General features: G+C 73.7%; 19 protein-coding genes and 1 pseudogene. 12 read left to right on the forward strand and 8 right to left on the reverse strand.

The features are described 5' to 3' along the window. Positions 1-7 precede the first annotated feature (7 nt). Complete coding sequence (locus D7318_RS23410; RefSeq protein ID WP_120699166.1) at positions 8-811, reverse strand: SGNH/GDSL hydrolase family protein; 804 nt, start codon at positions 809-811, stop codon at positions 8-10. A 265-nt stretch (positions 812-1076) separates the two neighbouring features. Between D7318_RS23410 and D7318_RS23415 the strand changes: the two genes are divergently transcribed. Beyond that, positions 1077-4019, forward strand: a complete 2943-nt coding sequence (locus D7318_RS23415) for a glycoside hydrolase family 2 TIM barrel-domain containing protein (RefSeq protein ID WP_120699167.1) — start codon at positions 1077-1079, stop codon at positions 4017-4019. Positions 4020-4067: 48 nt separating this feature from the next. On the opposite strand, the gene D7318_RS23420 is transcribed toward D7318_RS23415, so the two are convergent. The 3 genes and pseudogenes from D7318_RS23420 to D7318_RS23430 form a co-directional block, all read right to left on the reverse strand. Beyond that, entirely contained in the window at positions 4068-4880 is an 813-nt protein-coding gene (locus D7318_RS23420; protein WP_230424001.1) for an SAM-dependent methyltransferase, read from the reverse strand. A gap of 85 nt (positions 4881-4965) precedes the next feature. Then, positions 4966-5199: pseudogene (locus D7318_RS23425) on the reverse strand (DUF397 domain-containing protein); the annotation flags it as partial. A 3-nt stretch (positions 5200-5202) separates the two neighbouring features. Then, positions 5203-6114, reverse strand: coding sequence for a helix-turn-helix domain-containing protein (locus D7318_RS23430; RefSeq protein WP_120699168.1), 912 nt, complete (start codon positions 6112-6114; stop codon positions 5203-5205). A gap of 119 nt (positions 6115-6233) precedes the next feature. On the opposite strand from D7318_RS23430, the gene D7318_RS23435 reads away from it, so the two are divergent. Beyond that, positions 6234-6662 (forward strand): ATP-binding protein, encoded by a 429-nt coding sequence (locus tag D7318_RS23435; protein ID WP_120699169.1) that lies wholly within the window; start codon positions 6234-6236, stop codon positions 6660-6662. 51 nt (positions 6663-6713) lie between these two features. Here D7318_RS23435 and D7318_RS23440 read toward each other — a convergent pair whose 3' ends face one another. From D7318_RS23440 to D7318_RS23450, 3 genes are all read right to left on the reverse strand, one after another. Next, the gene (locus D7318_RS23440; RefSeq protein ID WP_120699170.1) at positions 6714-7031 is read right to left on the reverse strand and encodes a hypothetical protein; all 318 of its coding nucleotides are present in this window, start codon (positions 7029-7031) and stop codon (positions 6714-6716) included. A gap of 142 nt (positions 7032-7173) precedes the next feature. Next, positions 7174-7494, reverse strand: coding sequence for a hypothetical protein (locus tag D7318_RS23445; RefSeq protein ID WP_120699171.1), 321 nt, complete (start codon positions 7492-7494; stop codon positions 7174-7176). Then, entirely contained in the window at positions 7491-7979 is a 489-nt protein-coding gene (locus D7318_RS23450; RefSeq protein WP_120699172.1) for a YbaK/EbsC family protein, read from the reverse strand. Before D7318_RS23450 ends, D7318_RS23445 begins: the two co-directional genes overlap by 4 nt. 78 nt (positions 7980-8057) lie before the next feature. Between D7318_RS23450 and D7318_RS23455 the strand changes: the two genes are divergently transcribed. From D7318_RS23455 to D7318_RS23475, 5 genes are all read left to right on the forward strand, one after another. After that, complete coding sequence (locus D7318_RS23455) at positions 8058-9041, forward strand: TerC family protein (protein WP_120699173.1); 984 nt, start codon at positions 8058-8060, stop codon at positions 9039-9041. A 113-nt stretch (positions 9042-9154) separates the two neighbouring features. Further along, a complete protein-coding gene (locus D7318_RS23460) occupies positions 9155-9439 on the forward strand; it encodes an SGM_3592 family protein (RefSeq protein WP_120699174.1) in 285 nt (94 codons plus the stop codon). Between the two features lies 1 nt (position 9440). Beyond that, on the forward strand, positions 9441-10640 hold the full coding sequence (locus D7318_RS23465) for an ROK family protein (RefSeq protein ID WP_120699175.1): 1200 nt from the start codon (positions 9441-9443) through the stop codon (positions 10638-10640). Positions 10641-10717: 77 nt separating this feature from the next. Then, entirely contained in the window at positions 10718-11509 is a 792-nt protein-coding gene (locus D7318_RS23470; protein ID WP_230424007.1) for an alpha/beta fold hydrolase, read from the forward strand. Positions 11510-11739: 230 nt separating this feature from the next. Then, positions 11740-12669, forward strand: coding sequence for a DMT family transporter (locus D7318_RS23475; RefSeq protein ID WP_120699177.1), 930 nt, complete (start codon positions 11740-11742; stop codon positions 12667-12669). 115 nt (positions 12670-12784) lie between these two features. Here the strand turns inward: D7318_RS23475 and xylA are convergent, their stop codons facing one another. After that, entirely contained in the window at positions 12785-13957 is a 1173-nt protein-coding gene (gene xylA / locus D7318_RS23480; protein WP_120699178.1) for a xylose isomerase, read from the reverse strand. A 130-nt stretch (positions 13958-14087) separates the two neighbouring features. On the opposite strand from xylA, the gene xylB reads away from it, so the two are divergent. The 5 genes from xylB to D7318_RS23500 all read left to right on the forward strand — a co-directional run bounded on the left by xylB (position 14088) and on the right by D7318_RS23500 (position 18888). Further along, positions 14088-15521 carry a xylulokinase gene (xylB, locus tag D7318_RS23485; RefSeq protein ID WP_120699179.1) on the forward strand — a complete coding sequence of 478 codons (1434 nt, stop codon included), beginning with the start codon at positions 14088-14090 and terminating at the stop codon, positions 15519-15521. An 8-nt stretch (positions 15522-15529) separates the two neighbouring features. Continuing rightward, on the forward strand, positions 15530-16810 hold the full coding sequence (locus tag D7318_RS23490; protein WP_230424002.1) for an ROK family transcriptional regulator: 1281 nt from the start codon (positions 15530-15532) through the stop codon (positions 16808-16810). A gap of 105 nt (positions 16811-16915) precedes the next feature. Continuing rightward, positions 16916-17377: an N-acetylmuramoyl-L-alanine amidase gene (locus D7318_RS23495; RefSeq protein WP_120699180.1), complete on the forward strand. Its 462-nt coding sequence runs from the start codon at positions 16916-16918 to the stop codon at positions 17375-17377. Between the two features lie 599 nt (positions 17378-17976). Then, positions 17977-18108, forward strand: a complete 132-nt coding sequence (locus D7318_RS34655; RefSeq protein WP_268987363.1) for a hypothetical protein — start codon at positions 17977-17979, stop codon at positions 18106-18108. A 9-nt stretch (positions 18109-18117) separates the two neighbouring features. Then, the gene (locus D7318_RS23500) at positions 18118-18888 is read left to right on the forward strand and encodes a bestrophin-like domain (protein WP_120699181.1); all 771 of its coding nucleotides are present in this window, start codon (positions 18118-18120) and stop codon (positions 18886-18888) included. Positions 18889-18908 lie beyond the last annotated feature (20 nt).

Consider the following 18908-nt stretch of genomic DNA (forward strand, 5'->3'; position numbering starts at 1 on the left):
GGCGATGTCAGGCCAGCGACTCCATCACCGCGTAGTAACCGCCCGACTGCCCGGCGGCGTTGGGGTGGTAGGAGTCGACGACCGGCAGCGTCGTGCTGTTGAGCCACTCGTCGCCCGAGCAGATCTCGTGCCCGGTGAACGCGGGCCGCACGTCGCCGTACGCGAAGCCGTGGCCCGCCGCCGCCGCGCTGGTGACGTCGTGCAGCGCGTCCGCGGCGCTGTTGATGGCGGCCCGTGACTCCTCGCTGATGCCGAAGGCGCAGTCGCCGTCGAGCTGGTAGATGCGCGGGTAACCGAGCACGACCACCTGGGCGTTGGGGGCACCGCCGCTGATCGCGCCGTATACGGTGTCCAGCCGCCCGGGCAGTTCGGCGTCGATGAACGACGTGGCGGTGCCCACCGCGGACAGGCAGGCGTCGGTGCCCTGGAGCACACAGGTCGTCATCACGTCGGCGAACCCGGCGTCGTTGCCGCCGATGCTGATGCTGACGAGGGTGGTCGCCGCGTCGAGCGACCCGAGCTGGCTGTCGAGGACGTCGGCGGTGGTCGCGCCGGAGCAGGCGGGGAAGGCGAACGATGTGGGGGCGTTCGCCGCGGCCCAGAGCTCCGGGTAGGCGACGGTGCTGCGGCGGCAGTCGCCGCTCGCCTCGTCGTAGCTTCCGGCACCGACGCCGGAGGAGTAGGAATCGCCCAGGGCCACATAGTCGACGGCGGCGGCCTCCTGGGCCGTTGCCGACGCGGGGCCGAGGGCGGACACGCCGATGGCGACGGCCGCGGTGGCGGCCAGCGCCAAGGAGCGGCGCAGCTTCATGGATTCTCCCGTTGAGGTTGGGGGGACTGGTGATGCAAAGGGCGCCTTACCCCCGGCAAGTTATGTCCATGCCAAGAGCGTTACGGATTCATGAACGAGAACGACGGGGCGCGGACGAGGTGTCGGCCCCCCCCCCCCCGTCGCGCCCTCGGCTTTCAGAAGGGGTTGTCCGAAGCCGCGTACCGATCTAGCGTGATCGAACAACGGGGCACAGATATCAACATCGAAGAAGCCCCCGCTCGCTCCCGCACGCCAGAGGAGATCCATGGACACCCGGCCCGAGGACGCCCGGCTCCCCTACTACGAGGACCCGTCCCCCGGCAGCGGGACGCTGCCCGCCCGCGCCTGGTACGCCACTTCCGACGCCGCCCGGCTCTCCCTCGACGGCCCCTGGGCGTTCCGCCTGTCCGCCACCGCCGAGGGCGCCGACACCGCCTTCACCCAGGACGGGGCCGACACCACGGACTGGCAGGAGGTCACCGTGCCGGGCCACTGGGTCCTCCAGGGCCATGGCGCGCCCGCCTACACCAACGTCCGCTACCCCTTCCCGATCGACCCGCCCCGCGTCCCGACCGAGAACCCCACGGGGGACCACCGCCGCGTCTTCGACCTGCCCGAGCGGTGGCCCACCGACGGCGAGGCCGTCCTGCGCTTCGACGGCGTGGAGTCCTGCGCCCGCGTCTGGCTCAACGGCCGCGAGCTCGGCACGTTCCAAGGCAGCCGCCTGCCCCACGAGTTCGCCGTCGGCGACCTCCTGCGCCGCGAGGGCAACGTCCTGGCCGTCCGCGTCCACCAGTGGTCCGCCGGCAGCTACCTCGAGGACCAGGACATGTGGTGGCTGCCCGGCATCTTCCGCGACGTGACCCTCCTGCACCGCCCCGAGCAGGCCGCCGCCGACTTCTTCGTGCACGCCGGATACGACCACACCACAGGCCAGGGCACCCTCCGCGTCGACTGCGTCCCCGGCGGCCGGGTCACCGTCCCCGAACTCGGCCTTGACCTGCCCACCGGCGAGGAACGCTCCCTGCCCGTCGAGCCCTGGACCGCCGAGACCCCACGCCTCTACCAGGCCGAGCTGGCCACCGAGGGCGAACGCATCCCCCTGCGCGTCGGCTTCCGCACCCTCACCCTCGAGGACGGCCTCTTCAAGGCCAACGGCCGCCGCGTCCTCTTCCGCGGCGTCAACCGCCACGAGTTCCACCCGGAGACCGGCCGCGCCCTCGACCTGGAGACCATGCGGCGCGACATCCTCCTGATGAAACAGCACAACATCAACGCCGTCCGCACCAGCCACTACCCCCCGCACCCCGCCTTCCTCGACCTCTGCGACGAGCTCGGCCTGTGGGTCATCGACGAGTGCGACCTGGAGACCCACGGCTTCTGCGAGCTGGAGGACTGGCGCGGCAACCCCGTGGCCGACGACCGCTTCACCCCCGCCCTGCTGGACCGCGCCCGGCGCATGGTCGAGCGCGACAAGAACCACCCCTCGGTCGTCATCTGGTCCCTGGGCAACGAGTGCGGCTCCGGCCCAGGACTCGGCGTGATGAGCGCGTGGATCCGCGAACGCGACCCCTCACGCGCCGTGCACTACGAGAACGACCGCGCGTACCCCGACAGCGACTTCTACTCGCGGATGTACGCCTCGCACGCCGAGGTCGAGCTGATCGGGCGGCGCGCCGAGGAGCCCCTGCCCGACCCGCGGGCGGACGCGCGCCGGCGCGCGCTCCCGTTCATCCTGTGCGAGTACGCCCACGCCATGGGCAACGGACCCGGCGGACTCAGCGATTACCAGCGGCTGTTCGAGACCCATGAGCGCCTCCAGGGCGGCTTCGTCTGGGAGTGGATCGACCACGGCCTGCCCAAGCGGACCGAGGACGGAAAGACCTACTTCGCCTACGGCGGCGACTTCGGCGAGGAACTCCACGACGGCAACTTCGTCTGCGACGGCCTTCTCTTCCCCGACCGCACCCCCTCCCCCGGGCTCGTCGAGTACAAGAAGGTCATCGAGCCCGTCCACATCACCGGCGACCCGGCGAACGGCACGGTCACCCTCACCAACGGCCACGACTTCACCGACCTCTCCCACCTCACCTTCACCTGGACCTACGCCATCGAAGGCGAACACGTCGCCGAGGGGGAGTTGAAGGTACCGGCGCTCGCGCCCGGCGCGTCCGCCGAGCTCGCGCTCCCCGAGCACCCCGAGAGCGACCTGTCGGGCGAGGCCGTGTGGACCGTGCGCGCGACGCTGGCCAGGACCCTGCCCTGGGCCGCCGAGGGCCACCTCGTCGCCTGGGGCCAGCTGCCGGTCCCCGGCACCGCGACGCCCCCCGAGCGGCGGCGCGGCACGGGCGCGCTCGTCGCCCCGGCCCGCGCCGATGAGGGCATCGCGCTCGGCCCCGGCGTCTTCGACCCCGCGTCCGGCGCCCTCACCCGGCTCGGCGGCCTGGCCATCGACGCGCCCCCGCGCCTCGACGTGTGGCGCGCGCCGACCGACAACGACCTCGGCGCGCCCTGGCAGTCCGACGCGCGGCACGGCGTGCGCTGGCAGGAGATCGGCCTGCACCGGATGCGCCACCGCGTCGACGCCGTGGACGCCGACGGCGCGTCGCTGACCGTGCGCACCAGGGTCGCCCCCGCCGCGAGCGATCTGGGGCTGCTCACCGACTACCGCTGGACGGCGACCGAGGACGAGCTGCGGCTGACCGTCACGGTCACCCCCCAGGGCGACTGGCCCTGCCCGCTGCCGCGCCTCGGCCTGCTGCTCGGCCTGCCCGCCACGTTCGGGCAGGTCACCTGGTTCGGCGGCGGGCCAGGCGAGGCATACCCCGACACCCGCGCCGCCTCGGCACTCGGCCGCTACGAGCTCCCGGTGGACGCGATGCAGACGCCCTATGTCCGGCCCCAGGAGAACGGCGCCCGAGCGGACGTCCGTTGGGCCGAGCTCCGCACGGACGGCGGCACGGGCCTGCGGGTGACCGCGGATCCCGAGCCGTTCTGGCTGACGGCACGGCGCTGGACCAGCGGGCAGCTGCACGCCGCCGAGCACACGCCCGACCTGGTGCCGGGCGACACCGTGTGGGTCACCCTCGACCACGCCCAGCACGGCATCGGCAGCCAGTCCTGCGGCCCTGGCCCGCTGCCCCAGTACCACCTGAACGCCGCCCCGGCCCGCTTCTCGCTGGCGTTCTCCGAGGTGAAGGGGGCGTGAGGGACGCCGTTCGGGCGGCCCCCCGGCCGCCCGAACGGCGAGCGTTCCTCAGCGCTTGACGCCGACCGCGCAGTAGAAGCCGAGGCCGCGCAGCATCGGGTCGTCGGGCACCGGCGCCTCGGGCGCCCAGAACGGCGGCTGCACCAGCCCCGGCGGGTCGATCAGGTCGAAGCCGTCGAAGAACGACAGGATCTCCGCCCTGCTCCGCAGCGTCAGCGTCGAGGTGGAGCCCCGGTAGACCTCGCCGACGGCGGCCAGCCGCTCGGGCGGGTGGAGGTCACGGGTGCCATGGCTGAGCACGAGGCAACTCCCGGGCGCCAGCGGCTCGGTGAGCGCCTGGACCAGGCCCTTGGGGTCGGCGGAGTCGTCGATGAAGTGCAGGATCGCGACCAGCAGAAGGGCCACAGGCTGCTCGAAGTCGATCAGGTCGGCGATCGCCGGGTGTTCGATGACGGCCTTGGGGTCGCGCAGGTCGGCGAGGGCGAACGCGGCGTTCCCGTCGTTGACGAGCTTGGCTCCCGCGTAGGTGCTGACGATCGGGTCGTTGTCGACATAGGCGACGCGCACCTCGGGGTCGATCGCGCGGGCGATCTCATGGGTGTTGGGCGAGGTGGGTATGCCCGTGCCGACATCGATGATCTGGCGTATGCCGCGCCGGGCGATGGCCTGGGTCGCCCGGTGCATGAAGCTCCGGTTCTCCCTGGCGGCGAGCCTGATGTCGGGGAGCAGCTCGATGACGCGCTCGGCCGCGGCCCTGTCCACCTCGTAGTTGTCCTGACCGCCGAGGTAGTAGTCGTACATCCGCGCCGGGTGCGCCCTGCTCGTGTCGATCTGATCGGCCGAGAAGCCCTCTTCACTCACACCCTGCTCCGTCTCTGTGTCCGTGACCTACCGGCACGGTGTCCGTCCCCCCGTGGACGGGCACCGTGCCGGTCCCCCCTGACCTGGCGAGGAGGAAGTCCGCCTCGCCCGACTTGACCCCCTGGATGAAGTGCTGGATCTCGTGGACCGTGCAGATCAACGCGGGCCCGTCGGGGTCCGTCGACTGACGGAGCGCCACCCTGCCGTCGTGCAGCCGCATCGCCTCGATGCAGCTGCCGCCGTTCCCCCCGCTCCAGGGCTTCCGCCAGCCCTCCACGCCCAACTGCGTGGCGGGCATGCCGTTGTAGACGCGATCCATGGCTCAGATCTCCTTACGAATCCCACTGAGGATGGCCTCGGTGCGGTGTACGGGCGCGGCCTGCGCGCACATGCGGTCAAGTGCCTCCCTGAAGGTCGACACATCGTCACGCTGGTCGAAGTAGGCGGCGCCGACGAGGCTCTCCGCGCAGACGACGTCGGAGAGCTCGGCGAGCGGGAAGCGGAAGAGGTGGAACGGCCCGTACATCGCCGGGTGCAGCCCGGCGGAGAACGGCATGATCTGGAGTCTGACGTGCGGCGCCGACGCCACGGAGTCGATCAGGTGGGTGATCTGCGCGCGCATCACGGTGGGGCGGCCGATGGGCCTGCGGAGCACGGTCTCGTCGAGCACGACCCAGAGCAGCGGCGGCTGCTTGCGGGCCAGCAGCTCCTGGCGGGCGAGGCGCAGCGCCACGAGCCTGTCGATCTCGTTCGCGTGCGCGTGCGGCATCCCGGCGCGCAGGACGGCGGCGGCGTACGCCTCGGTCTGGAGGAGCCCGGGGACGTAGTGCGGCTCGTACGCGCGGATCTGGTCGGCCTCGGCCTCGAGGCTGACGAACGCGGAGAACCAGTCGGGCAGGACGTCGCGGTAACGGTGCCACCAGCCGGGCCTGTTGGCCTCGCGGACGAGGTCGAGGAAGGCGTCGACCTCCTGCGGGTCGGTGACCCCGTAGATGTGGAGGAGCTTCTCCACATAGGGCACCTTGAGCCCGACTTGAGCCTTCTCCATCCGCCGGATCGTGGCATGTGTCACATCGAGGGCCCTGCCGGCCTCCTCGAAGGAGATCCCGGCGGCGTCCCTCAGGTCCTGGAGACGCCGTCCCAGGACGAGCCGCAGGACGGTGGCCGCGCCGCTCACCTGTCCTCCTGCCACCGTCACCCCCTCGACCGCCGCCTTCACCGAGGAGTCTGCCATGACGTCAGCGGCCGCGACAGGCTGCATCGGTGATTCTGTAATTTGCAGGTTGGCTCTTGCCGGATGAGACGGCCACCCAGCACAGTGGTGTCGTGGCTTCCTCCTCGCACGCTCAGCCCATGACGCGGCCCGCGTCCGCCGTGCTGACGCACGGGCATCTGCGGTTCAGGCTGCCCGCCGTGGACACGTCGGCCGCGGAGGCGCGTCGTCTCACGCGCCGGCAGCTGAAGCAGTGGCGCGCGCCCGTGGAGGCGTGTGACAACGCCCAGTTGGTGATCTCCGAGCTGGTCACCAACGCGCTGCGGCACACCGAGAGCGAGAGCGTCGGCTGCGAGCTGCGGATCCTGGGGCCGCTGCTCCGGGTCGCGGTCGCGAGCGACGGGCTGGGCCCCCGGCAGGCGCCGCGCCAGGCCGGGGACGACGAGGAGGGCGGCCGAGGCCTCCTGCTCGTGTGCGCCCTGGCGAAGGTGTGGGGCGTGCGGCCCAGGGAGGCCGAGCCAGGCCATGTGGTGTGGGCGGATCTGCCGCTTGACGCCACGAGGGTCTGAGCACGAAGGGGTGAGCGCAAGGGTCCGAACGGCCTCCGCGGGGCCGGTCGTTCAGGCGGCGCGGTCGAGCCGGGGGGCGGCGAGCTGTCGCAGCAGGCGCGTTCCGAGGGCACCGACGACCAGCGCGCCGCCGCCGCACGCCAGCGTGAACGCGTAGCCCCAGCGCGCCCCGTGGGCCTCGATCACGAGCCAGGCCATCCCCTCGGTCAGCGACTCCGCGGGCACGCCCTGCCTGACCAGGCTGTACCCGGCGATGATGGTGGGCGCGATCAGCAGCCCCGAGAAGAACGAGTAGGTCCCCAGCCAGCCCACGATGGCCAGCAGGAAACGGCGGTCGAGCGGCATCGACCACTCGCGCGCGCCGACCACAGGCCGCCGGTGGCGCCGCCGAGCGCGTAGGTGGCCATGACGGCGCCGACCTGCCAGGGCGAGCCGAACTCCTCGATGAACGCCAGGGTGCTCAGCTCCCAGCCCGCGAACATCGCCGCAGTGCACACGTACACCGCGCACATCAGCCGCAGGCCCGGCACGGCCATGGCGCGGGTGCCGGTGCCCCGCACGTCGTCAGCAGCGTCCCGCCGGGGTCGCCGCCCGCGAGATGGCTCCACCGCGCGCGCCCCAGGGCGTCGAGCCGGGCGGCGACGGCGAACAGCGTGCCCGCGGCGCCGAATCCGAGCGCCAGCAGGCGCAGCACCAGGCGCTGGCCGAAGCGGTCGATGAGATAGCCGAGTCGGGGGACGACGAGCGCGTGGCAGAGCGCCCCGCCCGAGGCGACGGCGCCCGCGGGGCGGGAGCCCCGGCATCCGGTTTTCCGCTCGCGCCCCGGGGTCACTCCCCGTGTTCGGCCACGTCCGCGGGAACGGCCCCGGCGTGGGCGATCAGGGTGGCAGGGGGGAGCGGGAACACCGTGTGGGCGGTGCCCGCGGCGGCCCAGACCGTGTCGTGGGCCAGCAGCCCGCGGTCGGCCAGGGTACGCAGGGCGGTGACATGGCCGAACGGCGGCACCCCGCCGATCGCGTACCCGGTGACCGCGCGCACGGTGTCGGCGTCGACGCGGCGGACCCTGGCGGCGCCCAGCTCGCGGCGGACCAGCTCGGTGTCCACCCGGGACGCGCCGTTCATCAGGACCAGAATCGGTTCCTTATCCGCCTCGAACACCAGCGACTTTACTATTTGATTAAGCTTGCACCCGAGCGCCTGGGCCGCCTGTGCCGCGGTACGGGTCGCCTCGGAGAAGGCGCGCATCTCCGTGCCGTCGAGCCCTCGTTCCGCGAGGGCGGCGGCGAATCGTGGGTGCGCGCTGGTGGAAGCGGTCATGGAGGGGGACCATAGCGCCCGCCCTCCACGCCGCGCCAAGGCAATTCCCGTGACACACGTCGGATGACCGGAGGAACAGTGGACGTCTCGTTGACCATGTGGCTACTCACGGTGGCGGTGCTCTGCGCACTGATCGCCGTCGACTTCTTCTTCGGGCGCAAGCCCCACGAAGTGTCGCTCAAGGAGGCCGGTACATGGTCCGCCATCTGGGTCGCCCTGGCCGTGATGTTCGGCATCGGCCTGTTGATCTTCGAAGGTGGCACGCCCAGCGGTGAGTTCTTCGCCGGCTATGTCACGGAGAAGTCGCTCAGTGTGGACAACCTCTTCGTGTTCGTGCTGATCATGACCAAGTTCGCCGTTCCCGCGAAGTACCAGTCGCGGGTGCTGCTGGTGGGTGTGCTGATCGCGCTGGTGCTGCGCGGCCTGTTCATCGCGGCGGGCGCGGCGCTGATCGCGTCGTTCTCCTGGGTGTTCTACATCTTTGGCGCGTTCCTCATCTGGACCGCCTGGAAGTTGATCAAGGAGGCGCAGTCCGACGAGGAGGACGAGTACGAGGAGAACCGCTTCCTGAAGATGGTCGAGAAGCGCTTCCCGACCGCCGACCGGTACCACGGCACCAAGCTGGTGATCAAGGAGAACGGCCGTCGGCTGATCACCCCGATGCTGATCGTGATGCTGGCCATCGGCAGCACCGACATCCTCTTCGCGCTCGACTCGATCCCCGCCATCTACGGCCTGACCGAGGACCCGTACATCGTCTTCACCGCCAACGCCTTCGCGCTGATGGGCCTGCGGCAGCTGTACTTCCTGATCGGCGGGCTGCTGAAGAAGCTGGTGCACCTCTCCTACGGCCTGTCGATCATCCTGGGCTTCATCGGCGTGAAGCTGGTGCTGCACGCGCTGCACGAGTCCGGGGTGCATGTGCCGGAGATCAGCACGCCGGTCTCGCTCGGCGTGATCTGCCTCGTGCTCGTGGTGACGACGATCACCAGCCTGCGGGCCAGCCGCAAGGAGCGGGAGAAGGAGGAGGCCGCGGCGAACGCCTCGGAGACGTCCTCGTAGTCTCCCGCCGCTCGCCGGCTTCGGCCGCGGGGGACGTGGAACCACCACGGCCCCCGCGGCGTTCACCTTGGGACGGAGTGTGCGCGCCGACGGAAGACGGAGGGGGCAGGCCCGTGGGGACCGAGCCGAAGGGGCAGGACGGCCCCGAGCGCGACGAGTGGGACGACGTCGTGCTGGACGAGAGCTTCGTGCGGGACGCCGAGGTGCGGGAGCCCACCGCGCGGACCCGCATGCTGAGGGAGCGCTGGAAGGACGGGGGCCCCGCCCCGCAGCCCTGGCGCTCCGACGACCCGCCCGCGGGCTGGATACATGGCGGCGGACGGCGCGGCGAGCGGCCGGCGCGGCGGCGCAAGCGCCGCTGGTTCCGCAGGAAGGGCAAGGACGACGGCGGCGAGTGACGTGCGGACGACCTCACGGGACATCCGCACGGCGAACCGTTACCGCGTGCTGCGCCAGGCCATCGCCGACTCCCCCGCCTCCAGGCCCCGCCTCGCCGAGGCGACGGGGTTGAGCCCGGCCACGGTGGCGACCCTGGTCGGCGAGCTGCTCGACCAACGGATGCTGGTGGACGCCGGGTTCGAGGACTCGGGCGGCGGGCGCCCCCGCGGGCTCCTCGCGGTGAACCCCGAGGGGGGCGCGTTGATCGGCGTGGACGTCGCCGAGACCTATGTCCATGTCGAGGTCGTGGACCTCACGTTACGCACCCTGGCCCGCGCCCATGAGGAGCTGTACCCGCGCGACCACGCCCCGGCCGCGCTGGTCCGCCGCATCGGCGGCGCCGTGCGCGCCGCCACCGCCGGGGCGGCGACCCGCGGGCCGCTGCTCGGCGCGGGCATCAGCATGCCGGGGATGGTGGACCGGGAGGGCGGCGTCTCGGTCTACGCGGCGAACTGGGGCTGGCACGACGTCCCGTTGCTCGACCTCCTCTCCGGCGAGGTGCCGTCGCCGCTCTATCTGGACAACCCCATGCGGGCCTGCCTGGTCGCCGAGCTGTGGTTCGGCGCGGCCAGCGGCCACGAGGACGCCGTGGTGGTCAACCTCGGGACGGGCGTGGGCGCCGGGCTCGCGCTGGGCGGCGCGCTGCACCGGGGCGCGTCCAACAGCGCGGGCGAGTGGGGCCACACCCAGCTGGTGCTCGACGGGCGGCCCTGCCACTGCGGGCGGCACGGCTGCGTCGAGAGCTATGTCGGCGCCCCCGGCATCATGCGGACGCTGCGCGAGATCGACGCGGGGAGCCCGTTGCTGAGCGAGGAGGACCAGACGGCCACCGTGGACCGGCTGGCCCGCGCGCACGGCGCGGGCGACCCGGTGGCGGCGCGGGTGTTCGCGGAGACCGGCGGCTATCTGGGCGCGGCGCTCGCCGATCTGGTCAACCTGCTCGACCCCGAAGTGATCATCCTGACCGGCTGGGTGGCCAGGGCGCTCGGCACCCCGCTGCTCGACGAGGCCCGCGCGGCGGTGGCCCGGCACGCGCTGAGCCGCCCGTTGGAGAGCACGGAGATCGTGCTCAGCCCGATCCGGGTCAACCCCGTGAGCCTCGGCGCCGCGACGTTCGCCCTCGAGGGCGCGCTCGCCTCGGTCGGCCGCGGCCGCAGGTGAGGCACCGGGCAGAATCGTCGCGGGGCGAGCCGATCGCGGACCCCGAGGCAGTCGGCGTGAGGAGCGAGAGCTTGACCGTGCCCGACGTTTTCCGGCCCGCCGCGGTGGACACCGGCACGCCCCCCGGCGGTGGGGCGCCGTTGCTGCTGCTGCACGGCTGGAGCTGCGACGGCGAGGACTGGGCCGCGCTGCTGCCCCTGCTGAGCCCCCACCACCGGCTGCTCGTGCCCGACCTGCCGGGGCACGGCGGCACGCCTGACCGGCCCGACCGCTGCGCGCCCCGCGAGGTGGCGGCCGATCTCGCCGCGTGGCTGCGGGACCTGGGCACGGGCCCGGTGATCGCGGTCGGCCACTCGATGGGCGGGCAGGTCGCGGGCGCGCTCGCCGTGGAGCACCCGCGCCTGGTCCACTCGGTGGTGACGCTGGCCACCGGGTACGGCGGCGACGGCGCCGACGCGGCGGCCCGGGCGGCGGCGGAGCAGGAGGCGCTGCTGCGGGAGGGCACGGCGTGGGCGGTCAGGGCGCTGGCCGACAAGTTCGCCGAGGCCACGCCGCCCGCGCTGCGCCGCAGGCACGAGGGCCTGCTGGCCGCGATGGATCCCGGGGTCCTGGCCCGTTATCGGGAGGGGATGTATCTGGCGCGGGGGGCGTTCGGGCTGCGCTCGGCGGCCGAGGTGTATCTGCGGCGGCGGCGCTGCCCGACGCTCGCCGTGCACTCCTCCGCCGCCGCGGCCGCCTGGGAACGCTCCCTACCCGCGCATCCGCGCTCCCGCGTCGTCCTCTGGGAGGGCGCGGGGCACTTCCTGCACGAGGAGCGGCCGACCGAGCTGGCGCGGCTGCTGCGCTCCTGGTGCTCCCCCGGCGGCTGATCGCCCGCCTGGGCTATGCTGCCGCTCATGGGACCGTCCTACTGGCATACCGTCACCCCGCCGCCGGTCGCCCGCTGAGGGCGCGCGGCGCGACGTCCGCGCTTCGCCGGTCTTCCACGACCTGACGGCAACGGGCCCGCTCCCGCCACGCGGTGAGCCGGGGCCCCACCCTGGCGCGCCCTCCCGCTGAGCCCTCTTCCCCCGGAACTCAACGGAGCAGGACGTCCCGCATGTCTTCTTCTTCCCTGTCCTCACCCCTGCCCTCGCCCACCCTCTCCCCCGTGGGAGGGGCGCCCCTCGTGCTGGCCGCCGCCACGCTGTGGGGCACCACGGGCACGGCCGCGCACCTCGCGCCCGAGGCGGCGTCCGCGCTGTCGATAGGCGCCGCCACCATGGGCGTCGGCGGGCTTCTCACCTTCGCCACGGCGGGGCGCTCCGCGCTCGCCGTGCTGCGGGGCGGCGCCGAGGCGCTGCGCTGCGCGCTGCTCGGCGCGCTGTGCGTCGTCGTCTACCCGCTGGCCTTCTACACCTCGATGGCCTGGGCGGGCGTCGCGGTGGGCACGGTGGTCTCCATCGGCAGCGCGCCCGTCGTGGCCGCGCTGCTCGAACGCACCCTTGACGGCGCCCGGTTGACGGGCCGCTGGCTCGGGGCGACGGCCTGCGCGGGCGCGGGCTGCCTCGCGCTGGTCGCGGGCGGGCCCGTCGACGGGGGCGGCGACCGGATGGCGGCCGGTGTGGCGCTCGGTCTGCTGACCGGGGCCTCCTACGCGGCCTACGCCTGTGCCGGGGCCCGCCTCATCCGGCGCGGGCACTCGTCGCGGGCGTCGATGGGCGTGCTGTTCGGGCTGGCCGCGACGGTGCTGCTGCCGGTGCTGATGGCGACGGGCGGGCCGCTGGTGGGCGAGCCGCGCGGCGTGGCCGTCGTCGCCTATCTGGCGGTGGTGCCGATGTGGCTGGCGTATGCGCTGTTCGGCGCGGGCCTCGCCCGGGTGTCGGCGAGCACGGCGACCACGCTTTCGCTGTTCGAGCCGGTGGTGGCCGCGGCGCTCGGGGTCGTGGTGGTCGGCGAGCGGCTCGGCGGGCTCGCGTGGGCCGGGGTGGCCCTCATCGTGGCGGGACTGGCGCTGATGACGGCCCGCCGCCGCTCACGCGCCGCGTGACACGGGGCGCCCCCGGCCGCGCGAGGCGGCCGGGGGCGCCTGGCCATGGCCGGGCGGTCGTCGACCGGCCCGCGACGACCGGCCGCCGCGGCGGCGGCCGACGCCAGTCACCGATTCACGGGCGGACGCCGAGGAGGTGATCCATCGCCAGCTGGTCCAGGGCCTCGAACGCCATGGCGCGCCGGCCCGCGACGTCCGGGTCGAAGTCCTCGAACGCCGAGCGGTCCGCGAGCAGCGCCGCCGCGGTCTCGCCGGGCTCCAGGGTCGGCGCGGCCAGCTCGTCGAGGCGCGAGGCGCGCAGCGCCTCCCGCACGGCCGGGTCGGCGCGGAAGGCGGCGGCGCGCTCCTTGAGGATCAGATAGTTCCGCATGCAGCCGGCGGCGGAGGCCCACACGCCGTCGATGTCCTCGGTGCGCGGCGGCTTGAAGTCGAAGTGCCGCGAGCCCTCGTACCCGGCCGTCTCCAGCAGGTCGACCAGCCAGAACGCCGAGCGCAGGTCACCGGCGCCGAAGCGCAGGTCCTGGTCGTACTTGATGCCGTTCTGCCCGTTGAGGTCGATGTGGAAGAGCTTCCCCGCCCACAGCGCCTGGGCGATGCCGTGCGGGAAGTTGAGCCCGGCCATCTGCTCGTGGCCGACCTCGGGGTTGACGCCGAACAGCTCGGGGCGCTCCAGGCGTTCGATGAAGGCGAGGGCATGCCCGACGGTGGGCAGCAGGATGTCGCCGCGCGGCTCGTTCGGCTTGGGCTCGAGGGCGAAGCGCAGCGCGTAGCCCTGGCTGGTGACGTAGTCGGCCAGCAGGTCGAACGCCTCCTTGAACCGGTCGAGGGCGGCGCGCACATCCTTGGCGCCCCCCGACTCGGCGCCCTCGCGGCCGCCCCAGGCCACATAGGTCTGCGCGCCGAGCTCGGCGGCCAGGTCGATGTTCCGCATGGTCTTGCGGATGGCGTACCTGCGGACGTCGCGGTCGTTGGCCGTGAAGGCGCCGTCCTTGAAGACCGGGTGGGTGAAGAGGTTGGTGGTGGCCATGGGAACGACCATGCCGGTGGCGTCAAGGGCCTGCCTGAAGCGCTTGATGTGGCCGTCGCGCTCGCTCTCCGAGGCGCCGAACGGGATCAGGTCGTCGTCGTGGAAGGTGACGCCGTGGGCGCCGAGCTCCGAGAGACGGGTGACCGACTCCACCGGGTCGAGGGCGGGGCGGGTGGCGTCACCGAACGGGTCGCGGCCCTGCCAGCCGACGGTCCACAGACCGAAGGTGAACTTGTCCGCGGGAGTGGGCTGGTATGACATGGCTGCTCCTCGGCTCCCAGTATTTCGTGGTGGCCCGTATTTCGTCATGGCCGTTGACAAATTAGTATGCACGAGCCCCTTGGGGAAGCCCCCCGAACGCAGCGCACCACCCGCAGAGAGGACCGCGCCCATGGCCGCACCGGATGGACCCCTCGTCATCGGCGTGGACAGCTCCACGCAGTCCACGAAAGTCCTGGTCGTGGACACCGCGACCGGCGCCGTGGTGGCGCGCGGGCAGGCCCCGCACGTGGTGACCGCCGAGCACGACAGCGACCCCGAGCAGTGGTGGTCGGCGCTCGTCGAGGCCGTCGAGCAGTGCGGCCCGGTCGCACGGCAGGCCGCCGCCGTCTCGGTGGCGGGCCAGCAGCACGGCCTGGTGGCCCTCGGCGCGGAAGGCCGTCCCGTGCGCAACGCCCTGCTGTGGAACGACACCCGCTCCGCGCCGCAACGCGACCGGCTGATCGAGGAGTTGGGCGGGCCTGGGGTGTGGGCCGAGCGGACGGGGAGCGTCCCCGCGCCGTCGTTCACCGTGACCAAGTGGGCCTGGCTGCGGGAGAACGAGCCGGAGGCCGCCGCCGCCACCCGGGCCGTCCGCCTCCCGCACGACTACCTGACGGGGCGGCTCACCGGGCAGGGCGTGACCGGCGGCACGACCGACCGGGGCGACGCCTCGGGAAGCGGCTGGTGGTCGTCCGACACCGAGAGCTACGACGAGGCGATCCTGTCCCATGTCGGCCTCGACCCGGCCCTGTTGCCCCGCGTGGTGGCCTCGGGCGAGGCCGCGGGGACGGTCGCGGCCGGGCTGCCGCTGCCGGAGGGGATCCTGGTCGCGGGGGGCACGGGCGACAACATGGCCGGGGCGCTCGGCCTCGGCCTCGGCCCCGGCCGCCCGGTGCTCAGCCTGGGCACATCGGGCACCGTCTACGCCGTCTCCGAGCGGCGGGCCACCGACGCGAGCGGCATCGTCGCGGGCTTCGCCGACGCGCGGAACGACTGGCTGCCGCTGGCCTGCACCCTGAACTGCACGCAGGCCGTCGACCGTTTCGCCGCGCTGGTCGGCCTGGACCGCGAGGCCGTCGAGCCCGGCGGCTCGGCCGTGGTGCTGCCGTTCCTCGACGGCGAGCGGACGCCCGACCTGCCGTACGCGTCGGGCCTCGTGCACGGGCTGCGGCACGGGACCACCCGCGGGCAGCTGCTCCAGGCCGCCTACGACGGCGCGGTGTTCGCCCTGCTGCGCGCCCTCGACTCGGTGCTCGACGACACCGCGGACACCTCGGAGCCGATCCTGCTGATCGGCGGCGGCGCCCGTGGCACCGCGTGGCGCGAGACCGTGCGCCGCCTCTCGGGCCGCCCGGTGAAGGTCCCGGTCGCCGACGAGCTGGTCGCCCTGGGCGCCGCCGCCCAGGCCGCGGGGCTGCTCCTCGGCCGCGACCCGGCAGCGGTCGCCCGCGACTGGGAGACCACCGCGGGCCCGAGCCACGGCGCGGTCGAACGGGACGACGACGCGCTCGCCCGCCTCGACGCCACGCTCCACCACGCCGACGCGCTGCTGCGGCAGCGCTGAGGGGCGTCATGGTCAGGCCCGCCCCCGCGTCCCAGGCGGAGATGCGCCAGCGGAACCTCTCCCGGGTGCTGCACACCCTGGCCGAGGGGCCGCTCTCCCGCGCCGCCGTGGCCGCCAGGATCGGGCTGACCAGGGCCGCGGTCTCCACCCTGGTCGACGAGCTGCTGCGCGGCGGGCTGCTGGTGGAACGCGGACCGGGGCGGTCGGGATCCGTGGGCCGCCCCGGCACCGAGCTGCTGCTCGCCGACCGCGGCCCCTGCGGCCTCGGCGCCGAGATCGGCGTCGACCACCTCGCGGTCTGCGTCATGGACCTGCGCGGCGACGTCCGCGTCCGGCTCGAGCACGTGAGCCGGGGCCAGGGCAGCGACCCGGCCGAAGTCCTCGCCCTGGTCGGCGAGATGCTGCGGCGGGCGACCGCCGAGGCCGCCCAGGCGGGGCTCTCGCCCGCGGGCCTGACCGTGGCCGTCCCCGGGCTCGTCGCGCGGGACACCGCGACGGTGCTGCGCGCCCCCAACCTCGGCTGGCACGGCGTCGACCTCGCGGGGCTGCTCCCCGTCGACCTCGGCCCTGTCGCGGTGGAGAACGAGGCCAACCTGGGCGCGCTCGCCGAGCTGTGGTCCGCGCACCACGGCACCCCGGGGCGCGACCGGCTCCCCGGCGCCGACAGCTTCGTGCACGTCTCCGCCGAGATCGGCATCGGCGCCGCCCTCGTCGTCGACGGCGAACTCCTGCGGGGCGCCCACGGCTTCGCGGGCGAGCTCGGCCACCTGCCGGTGCACCCCAGGGGCCGCCCCTGCTCGTGCGGGGGCCAGGGCTGCCTCGAGACCTACGCGGGCGCCGAGGCCGTGCTGCGCGCCGCGGGGCTCGAGCCGGGCCCGGGCGTGCGGATGGGCGCGCTCAGCGCGCGCTGCGAGGCGGGCGAGCCGACGGCGTTGCGGGCCGTGCGGCAGGCGGGCACCGCGCTGGGCATCGCGCTGTCGGGCGCCGTCAACCTGCTCGACCCCCGGCAGGTGGTCATCGGTGGCGCGCTGGCCAGGCTCGCGCCCTGGCTGCTGCCGCCGGTCTCCCGTGAGCTGGCCCGCCGCACGTCCGTGGCGGCGGGCGGCCGCAACTCCCCCGTGCCGGTGACCGCTTCGCCCCTCGGCCCCGACGGCCCCCTGCTGGGCGCCGCCATGTCCGCGGTGCGCGCCGCGCTCGACCGCCCCGGCGAGCTGGTCAGGGGCCGTGCCGCGGGGGCGCGTTGGACGGCGACCGGACTTGGCGGCGCGGCCGACGGGGCGTCAGCATGAGGCATGCCTCCCCTCACCCGCCGTTCTCGCCCACCCGCCACGCCCTGTTGCGCGGCGGTGGCGCGGTGCTCGTCACCGGGGCGACGATGACCGCCTCGGCCGCCGGTGCGCCGCCGACCTCGCGGAACGGCGCGGGCGCGCCCGTTCCCCGACGGCTTCCCCGGCGCCGAGTGGGCCCCGGCGCACCCGTCCAACTACACGTCGGCGCGGCGCCCTTGGAGCCACCCCATCGACCATGTGGTCATCCATGTCGCGCAGGAGACGTACCGGGACACCATCGGCGTCTTCGCCGACCGCGCCCGTGAGGTGTCGGCCCACTACGTCGTCGCCGCCGACGGGCGCGTCGCCCAGTGCCTTCGCGACGCCGACATCGGCTGGCACGCGGGCGACTGGGACCACAACACCCGCTCCATCGGCATCGAGCACGAGGGCTGGGTCGACCGGCCCGAGTGGTTCACGGACACGATGTACGAGCGGTCGGCGGAGCTGACCGCGTATCTCTGCGGCTGGTCAACGCCGTCTGAGCACGGATCCCGCGACCAGGGCCCACCGGCCTTGAGGCGCTGAGAATACGCCACTCCCGACGCCTCCCAATCCTCTCCGGACTGTTTTTCATCAGATCCGGCGAAATACGGTCCGAGTCCTCATGTCGGGGGTGGCGCGGGCGCAAATATCGCCCCGTGAAGACGACGCAGCGCGCACGCCGGGTGGCGGCCGGTGCCGCCTGTGCCACGCTCCTGCTGACCCTGGTCGCGGGGGGCTCGGCCCGGGGGGTGCCCGCGCACGGGATCCCCGACTGGCCGTGGCCACCGCCCCATCCGCCACATCCCTGCTGGTGGTGGCACTGCCCCCCGTCGCCGCCCGTTCCCACGCCGCCCGAGCCGACCCCGCCTCCGGTGCCGACGCCGCCTCCCGTGCCGAGCCCACCGCCGGTGCCCTCACCGCCGCCGGTGCCGAGCCCGTCGCCCGAGCCGCGGCCGACCCCCGAAGAGGAGGAGCCGCCTCCAGCCCCGGCTCCGGCGCCCGCCCCACCACCCCGGGCGCCGGAGCCGGACCCCTCCCCCACACCCGAGCCACCCGACGAGCCGTCGCCCTCGCCCTCCCCCACACCCGAGGCGGCGCCGCCCCCTTCGCCCTCGCCGCTGCCCGCGGCGGTGCCGAGCGCCGTGGACGACGACCCGCCCGACCCCGGCGGCTCGCTCGTCAGCCGCACGCTGCTGGTCGTCGCCCCCGCGGTGCTGGCCGCCGCCGCGCTCCGTCCCCGTTCCCGCCCCGGCTCCCGTTCCGGTGCCGGCTAGGAGGTCCCGTTGTCCGAATGGCTCGTGCTGCTCATCGCCGTCGTGGCGACCTGTGCCCTGGTCATCCTTGTCGCGGTGGTGCGCCAGCGCCGCGTCGGCCATGAGGACGACCCCTCGGAGACGCCCGACGTCATCGAGTACATGACGATGATGATCGGCGTGGTGTACGCCATCGTGCTCGGCCTGGCGATCGCCGGGGTCTGGGAGGCCCAGGGCGCCGCAGACGACTGGGTGCGGCAGGAGGCCCAGGCGCTCCACGAGGTGGACGTGCTCGCCGAGGTCTTCCCCGAGGACGCGCGGGACGACATCCGCGCCAGCCTCGCCACCTATGTCGACCACACCGTGGACACGGAGTGGGACCACATGCTCGACCACGACGACCTGACCGAACGCGGCGACTCGCTGCTCGGGCAGCTGCGGGACACCGTGCTGGCGCGCGAGCCGGAGACCGTGCGCGAGGTGCAGGCGTTCCAGGGCATGATCGACCAGGTCGCCGCGGTGGACGAGGCCAGGGTGGGGCGCGGGGACAGCGCCGAGCCGACGATGCCGCCGGTCGTCTGGCTCGGGCTGATCGTCGGTGGCGTGGTCTCCGTCGGGATGATCTTCGCGCTCCAGATCCAGCGCTCGGGCCGTGAGATGGTGCTCGCTGGCCTGTTCAGCGCGCTGATCGCGTTCCTGCTGTTCCTGGTCTGGTACTTCGACGACCCGTTCGCCCACGGCCTGGGCGACGGTACGGAGGCGTACCAGGCGTTCTTCCCACGGGCCGGGGCCGCCGAATGAGCCGCCGCCCCGTGGGGCGC

The sequence above is a fragment of the Streptomyces radicis genome (genome assembly GCF_003626575.1).
GTDB lineage: Bacteria > Actinomycetota > Actinomycetes > Streptomycetales > Streptomycetaceae > Streptomyces > Streptomyces radicis.